Genomic DNA, 886 nt, shown 5'->3' on the forward strand with positions numbered 1-886 from the left:
TCTCGCCACTCTGTCTGTCGCTGTGGTTCTCTTCTTGCCGCGTTTGCGGCCCTTTTCCGAGATCTGTTCTGCCCCCCCGGAAGGGGGGGCCCCCCCCCCCGGGGGGGGGGGGCCCCCCCCCCCCCCCCACCCCGGTCGTCGTTCGGGTACGGCTGCAGAACGGCCGGACCCGGGCAGCGTTCCAGCCCGGCGTCCGGACGACGGTCGGAGGGGTACCGCCCGGCCCCCGGGCGACCGTCGTCCGCACGCCGAACCAGAACCACAACCATGGGACCGACGGCCCGCGGTTCAGGCCGGCGCAAGGCTGCCGCGGCGTACGGCCACTGCGGCGCACGGCTGCCGTGGCGGCCGGTTTCAGGCCGCCCCAGGCGGGTGCGGGACCTGAGCGCACGGCTCGGCGAGAGCCGGCCGCGCGACAGAAGAAGCCACGGCTCGGCGAGAGCGGGCCCCGCGAACACGCGGCGCGGCGGATCCGGACGCCGTGGCCGCCGGCGACGGTGCGGCCGACCGCAGGTCACCCCACGCGGAACCCCGCCCTCTCGGGCCCGCCCCGGCGTTCCCCACAACCACTGGGCCAGCAGCACGAGTTCCGGGACGAGTGCCGGACGCGAGCGCACGGCTCGGCGAGACCGGGCCCCGCGAACACGCGGCGCGGCGGATCCGGACGCCGTGGCCGCCGGCGACGGTGCGCCGACCGCAGGTCACCCCACGCGGAACCCCGCCCCCTCAGGCCCGGCCCCTCACCCCCGCCCCGGCATCTCCCCCAGCGTTCCCCACAACCACTGGGCCCGCAGCACGAGTTCCGGGACGAGTGCCGGACGCGAGCGCACGGCTCGGCGAGACCGGGCCCCGCGAACACGCGGCGCGGCGGATCCGGACGCCGTGG

This window comes from Streptomyces sp. NPDC033131, assembly GCF_055578365.1.